At 61.7% G+C, this 7,008-nt stretch carries 3 protein-coding genes; all 3 read left to right on the top strand.

Translation table 11 applies throughout. The features are described 5' to 3' along the window. Window positions 1–387 precede the first annotated feature (387 nt). On the top strand, window positions 388–600 hold the full coding sequence (locus tag QZY07_RS05080; RefSeq protein ID WP_295400319.1) for a SpvB/TcaC N-terminal domain-containing protein: 213 nt from the start codon (window positions 388–390) through the stop codon (window positions 598–600). Between the two features lie 21 nt (window positions 601–621). Further along, window positions 622–1,590 (top strand): hypothetical protein, encoded by a 969-nt coding sequence (locus QZY07_RS05075; protein WP_295400317.1) that lies wholly within the window; start codon window positions 622–624, stop codon window positions 1,588–1,590. 61 nt (window positions 1,591–1,651) lie between these two features. Then, window positions 1,652–6,928, top strand: coding sequence for a toxin TcdB middle/N-terminal domain-containing protein (locus tag QZY07_RS05070; protein ID WP_295400316.1), 5,277 nt, complete (start codon window positions 1,652–1,654; stop codon window positions 6,926–6,928). Window positions 6,929–7,008 lie beyond the last annotated feature (80 nt).

Below are 7,008 nucleotides of genomic sequence, written 5' to 3'. Positions count from 1 at the left end.
ATTATAATTAAGTTTATTATTAGAGTTAATTTAATCGATAGCGGTTTGTATTTTTTATAGCCAAGTTAATAATTAGTGGCTTTCTACAGTTAATTCTGTTGAAGTACTTATTATGGTTCAGGAGATTAGTGGAAATAATGTGACTGTAGAATCGACTGTGATGGGAGATGGCGTTCTTGGGCGACCGGGAAATATTCGTTACCAAGTCTGGGCTGTGTCACAATGACAACTTTGTCTAAATAATAACGATGTTCAGAGAAGCGGCAATAATCGGAATTATCATTGCGATTTTTCTGTCAGGTCTGGGCCTCGCTCAAACGTCTCATACTCGGGGCCTGGAATACACGCTTGTCTCCCTCCTCAAAGGCCCCGGCTCGATCGAGGGCCTTGGAAAGTCCTTCCCTCAACACCGGTACCTTCACCTACAGTGTCCCGCTCAATCTGCCTCCCGCCGCTGCGGGATTTGCGCTTAAGCTGGAACTGAGCTACGACTCGGGCGCTGGCAAATCCGCCTTTGGTCCTGGCTGGAGCCTCGGCGGCGGCCCGCTGCGGATCGCCCGGCAGGTCGAGAAGGGCTTTCCCAAACATCCATCATCATGAACCTAGCTGGGTCAACCTCGAATGAAGAAACGTATCGCAAGCTTGGTCACTGGAGCCGCGTTGTGGCCCGCTTGGTTGTTAGCCATCGCAGCAACTCCAGTCCTGCCGCTCACGGGCGAATTGTTGGGGCCAGACGGAGCGCCACTGGAAGGTCCACGAACGCTGACTTTTGAGCTCTATGCGGCGCCGAACGATGGTGGGCGGTTGTGGTTTGAAGAACAAACAGGCGTCACTTTGATACAGGGTCGCTTTGCGGTGTTGCTCGGCGGCAAGACCCCCTTCCCTAACACTGTTGATTGGAGGGAGAAGCAGTATTTGGAAGTGAAGGTCAAGACAGGAGATGGGAAGTCATATTCACTCAACCCCCGCATCGAATATTCCCCGGCGTTGGGAGCATTACGTGCGAAGGAAGCGGATCATGCACAATCGGCAACACGAGCGGATCAGGCAGCGCAAGCCGAATCGCTCGGCGGTCTCACACGGTCAGCACTCGAACAACAGATCGCTGATCTCACCAATCTCGTCAATGGCATGAAGACCGAACTTGCGACGGTTAAAACAGAGCTCGTCAATGGCATGAAGACCGAACTTGCGACGGTTAAAACAGAGCTGTCAACGCTGAAAACGGGTCTGGCGAATGGAACCGTGGCGGTCAAGATGGCGGAGCGGGCAAAGATGCTGCGCGCCCGCGATGATAACCATTGGATGCGGTTTCATGGGTTGGCTCTAAATTACGATACCTTTCAATTGTGGCGAGAACCAGACAATCAGTGGTTTAAAACAATTCAGGTGACAACCGTCGAAAACGTGATGCCTGTCGACATCAACACCGGAAACAATGACGTCTGCACAGTTAGAGAAAGTAGCGATTGGTGTCCTTCGTCAATGGTAATGGTTGGGACTACTTTTCAGAGTGGAAGACTACGTCATGTTTGTTGTCCGACGGGAACAGCCTTACCCACTGACACTCCAACTCCCCCCTTAAAATAGTGGAATTCGATTTATTGTTTACTGACCCTGCTCGCTCAAACAGTTGAGCTTGATAGCACTCATGAGGCACTGGTTTAGCGCGTTGCTACTGGTCGTTGCATGCTTGCCGAGTTTCGGCTGGGCGGCAGATCAGCATACGGCACGTGTCAACCCATCGATCCTCTCCCTCCCCAAAGGTCCCGGCTCCATTGAAGGTCTCGGCAAATCCTTCCAACCCCACCTCAACACCGGCACCTTCACCTACAGCGTCCCCCTGAGCCTGCCTCCTGCTGCGGCGGGTTTCGCGCCCAAGCTGGAACTGAGCTACGACTCGGGCGCTGGCAATTCGCCCTTCGGCCCTGGCTGGAGTCTCGGAGGCGGACCGCTGGTGATCGCGCGCCAGGTCGAGAAGGGCTTTCCGGAGTATGACGCCAGCGATACCTTCGTCTTCGGCGGCGAGGAGTTGGTGCCGCTGCCGGATGGTAGTTTCCGAGTCGAGAACGAGGGCGAATTCCGCCGTTTCACGCCCCAGTTATCGAAGCCTGGGGGTGCTATCGACCACTGGTTGGTGGAAGATCCCAACGGCGTCAAGCACTGGCTCGGTCGCGACCCTCAGGGCCATGCCGCAGGCTGCGCCGTTGCGCATAAGACCAACCCCCAGGACGGCTGTGGGACGTTCGATGCCACCTATACCTGGTATGAGGCGGCCTCCGAAGACCCGAACGGCAACCGCATCGAATACGACTACGAGACCATCCAGGACTCTGACTATACGACCTCCCAGGACTCTCCGGGTGTCGCCTATCTGTCGAAAGTACGCTATTACGCCGCGGGGAAGCCCGACCAGGCCCAGGTCGTCCAGTTCTATTACAAACGGCGTCCAGACGCCTTGCTGGACAACCGGGCCGGGTTTGCGCAGGTCTTGGGTCAGCGCTGTCACGAGATCGCCATCTACAGTCTGCGTGGCGGACGCACCGAGCGGTTGCGCGCCTATGTCCTGAGCTACGAACCCCAGGACGGCGTCTGGGCTCAACCGGGGACTCAGGCCTCTGGTTCATCGCGGGTGGTCCCCTCAGCGATCTCGCTCCTTCAGGCGGTGACCCAATACGACCACAGCCGCAGCCGCAACCCGGACAATCCAGAGGCTCGACCGGGACAACCGCTGCCCGCGCTGCGTTTCGGGTATTCCGAGCTGGATCTCGGCGACAGCCACCGCATCCAGGAACCCAGCCGCCAAGCGCTGGGCGCCCAGTGGGTGAAGTCCTTTGAGGCCGAGACCGATCCGCTGAAGGTCGGTTGGCGCCTCATCCCGGTGACCCAGCACCTCCCGCTGGACAGCGACGCGGTCCAGTTCGTCGACCTGAATGGCGATGGCCTCCCCGATCTTCTGGATACCCGGCGGGAACGGAATCAGGGCGCTTGGCGGATCGCTATCAATCGGGGCGCCGGTCGCTTCGATCCTTTTAAGCCCTGCAACGCCACATCCTTCTGCAAACCCGTGAATGGGATCCAACTCGGCGAAGGTCAGGGCGTGCTCGCGGATCTGAATGGCGATGGTCTAGCCGATCTGGCGACGCGGATGACCGTCGGACAGCCGGAAACCCGGATTTACCCCAATGCTCACGACCCCGGCCAGCCGCGCGACCCGAACGGGACGAAACCGAAACCAAATGGGTTCGATGACACGCCACGCAGCCATTGGACACCCTATGACCTGTCGCTGAGCGGGCCGGCCGTGCGCCTCATCGATCTCAATTTCGACAAGCGCACCGATGTGCTGGTGAGCAATGGCTCGGGCCTCCAGGGCTATGTGGTGACCGCCGATGGCCGCTGGCATTCTGTCGGACGCCAGGACTGGGTTGGAGGAGCCGATCAACAGCGATATGGCCTTGAGAGTCCCTGGGTGCGGCTGGTCGATCTCAACGGCGATCGCCTGCTTGATCTGGTGCGTTTGGAATCTCAGGGAACGGGACAACTGCGGGTCTACTGGCGACCGATGGTGGGGCCGGTGCGCTGGGGCGAGGAGCAGGTGTTCGAGGCGATCACGGTTGCCGGGAAGCCGATCGGTACAGAACTGGACGCAACGGGGCTGTGGGGCGATGACGAGCAGGCCGCCCAGTCCTTGCACTGGATCGACGTGGATGGCGATGGCCTGACCGATCTGGTGCAGGTGCGCGATCGGTCGGTGGCCCTGTGGATGAATCAGGGCGGCGCGGCCTTGCGCGGACCCTACGAGATTCCCGGCACCCCAACCTACACGCCGCATGATCGCGACCACCCCACCCGAGTCTTCGCCGTCGATCTGCTCGGCACCGGCGGCGCTGGACTGCTGTTTCATCAACGCGCCGGCACCGAGGGCGATCAGTTCCTCAGCTTCCTGTCCGGTCAGAAACCGGGACTGTTGCAGGTCATCGACAACGGCATCGGCAAGCGCACATTCATCCGCTACCGCTCCTCCACCGAGGATCTATTGCGGGCGCAAGCGGCTGAGGCCCCGTGGTCCACCACGCTGCCAATGCCGGTCTGGGTGGTCTCGGGCGTGATCGACGACCTCGGACTCGACCGCAATGGCGACGGCCAGCCCGACCGGTCGGTGAGCACCTTCGACTATCGGGATGGCTACTACGACGGCGAAGAGCGCCAGTTCCGCGGCTTCGCCTATGCCCAACGCATCACCTGGGGCGATGACCTGAACGACGCAACCGGGCCACTTACCGGCACCGGGCTTGACCATCTCGGCGCGGCCACGGCGGTGACCCGCTATCGCTTCATGACCGGCGCGCCCGATGGGCTGGATAACGACGAGACACGACCAGACGACACTGGACCTCGATTGATTGACGAGTCTTGCACGGAGCAGGCGTCGCCCTGTCAAGACCTGGTGGCGGGAAAACCCCTCGGCCTCCAGGGACGCGAGGAAGCGCCACTCAAGGGCAAGCCGGTTTGGGTCGAGGAGATCGACGGCGGGGTACTCGGCGGCGGAGAGCCGCACGCACGCTTCGACCGCTGCGCCGCCGATGCCGCGTGGGCGGCCTTCGATCAGGGTGCCTTCAGTCCCGAGGCCTCGCGATGCACACCGGATCGTTACGTTTACAGCCGCACCTCGAGTACCTGGTCGATTCGCGCCCTGTACCGCCCGGAGGGCGCGACCGCGCCGTCCGGGCGGCTCGGCGCCTCGGATCCAGACAGCCCGCAATCCGTGCGCTGGGCGGTGCTGAACGCCACCGAGACGGAATTGCCCGAGGCCAATGGTTGGCTGCGCGAGCATCTGTCTGATCCCGCGGCTCTGGTTCAGGACCAACCGCCGGTCAAAACCCGCCAGGAATTCGACTACGACAACGACGGCAACCGGATCCTTGAACGCGATCTCGGCGTCATTGAAGACCCCGCCGCCCAACCCGACGAGCGCGTCACCCGCCGCGCCTTCTTAGTGCCGCCTGAGCAGGATGGGCGCATCGCCCATTGGATGCTCGATCGCCCACTCTGGGAGAGGGTAGAGGACGCCGAAGGGCGCTTCGCCAGCGAGACCCGTTATTACTACGACGGCCCCGATTTTGAGGGGCTGCCGCTGGGCCAGCTCGGTTCGCGCGGGCTGGTCACGCGCGTGGAGCAGCGCCTGCGCGATGGCGAGCAACCCCTGCCGCCCTTGCACGCGCAACCGCGCAACGCCGAGGAGATCGCCGATCTGACCCGGCCCGGCGATCCGCGCCCGGACACGCCGGAATGGATCGACGCCGAGCGCAAGGGCTACGACGACTGGGGCAATGTCACCTGGATCATGGATCCGCTCGGACAATCCTCCGCCGGCCAGCCGGATCTTGCGCGCGGCCATGTTCGCCGGATCACCTACGACCCGGACTTCCATGCCCTCCCCGTCGAAGAGCGCATCTACCTGGACCAGAACGCGCCCGTCCCCGAGCTGGCGGTGCAAGTCGAATACCAGCGCCCGGCCAGCGACGATTCCGCCGCCGTCTCGCCTGGGTTGGGCGTCATCACCCGCAGCATCGATTTCAACGGACACGCCACCGACTATCTCTACGACAGCTTCGGCCGGCTGACCGCGCTGGTTCGCCCCGGCGACAGCGAGTCCCTGCCCACCAACCTGTTCGCCTACACCCTGGCCGATCCCCATCGCGGCCTTCTCTACGACTATGATCGCACCGGGCAACTCCAGCAACGCGACGGCCGGATCGGCGCCATCGCCAGTTCCGTCCGCACCGAGGCGCGCGAGCGCTCGGGGGAGTCCGACACCCTCACCCAGGTTGCCTATGTGGACGGAGCGGGTCATGCCCTGGTGAGCCTCGAAGAGGACGCCGTCGATGGCCAGTTCATCGCCCGCAAGGCCACGCGATACGGTCAGACCGGTCAACCGCTGGCGATCTATCAACCCTATTGCCAACAAGGTACGACCTTCGTTCCGCCACCCCTGTCGTCCGCTGTTCAGTGCGATCCCGCCGAGCCCGTTTATGCAACGGAATTCACCTACGATGCGACCGGTCGGGAGATCCGCACCCGCCTGCCCCCCGAGACAGCCGAACCCAACGCGCGGCGCGCCGAGATCCGCACCCATCATCTTCCCCTCGCGCAATGGGTCTTCGATGAGGAGGCGCTGGCGAGCGCCGATCCGAGTCAACCGCATCTGGGCACCCCATCGATTCGCCGCTTTGACGGCTTGGGGCGACTGATCGGCGTGGACGAAAGGGTGTGGAATGCGGGTGACGGTCGCCAGGCCCAGCCCGAGACCTGGCACACCCGCTACGCCTTCGACCTCAACGATCAACTGGTCCACATCCAGGATAGCCAGGACAACCATAAATGGTTCCGTTTCGACGGACTCGGGCGCAAGGTCTACATGCACGACCTGGACCGGGGCGAGGTGTTCTACACCTACGACCTTGCCAGCAACCTGATCGAGACCCTGGATGCCGCCGGACAACGGGTGCGCAAGGCTTACGACGGTGCCAACCGCCTCCTGAGCGAGCGCGACGACACCGGTCCCCTGGTCACCTATCATTACGATCTTGCCGTGCCAGCGCCCGCGACGGCGATCGACGCCTCTCAGCCCACTACCTGGCCCCTGGGGCAGTTGACCTCTGTCGAAGACCGCTCGGGGGCGGAGTATCGAGCCTATGACGAACGGGGCAGGATGAGTTGGCTGGTCAAGACGGTCAGCGACCTCTCCCCAACGTCTACGTCAGCCTTCCGCACCGACACGCTTTACGACGCCATGGACCGTGTCATCGATACTCGTTTGCCGGATGGCGTCCGCGAGCATGTCACCTACAACGACAGGGGTCTGCCCCATAAGCGCCAACTTAACCGCACCGTTGACGCACTTGTGAGTTCATCATCTGCATGACCCTGGCCGGAACGGTTTGCAAGCGACGGCGGCGCGGACGTTCCTTGAGCACGTCGAGGCAGGCGTCCCAGTGTTCGTCT

Source organism: uncultured Thiocystis sp., from assembly GCF_903866365.1.
GTDB lineage: Bacteria > Pseudomonadota > Gammaproteobacteria > Chromatiales > Chromatiaceae > Chromatium.
This window is presented reverse-complemented; position numbering and strand designations above follow the sequence as displayed.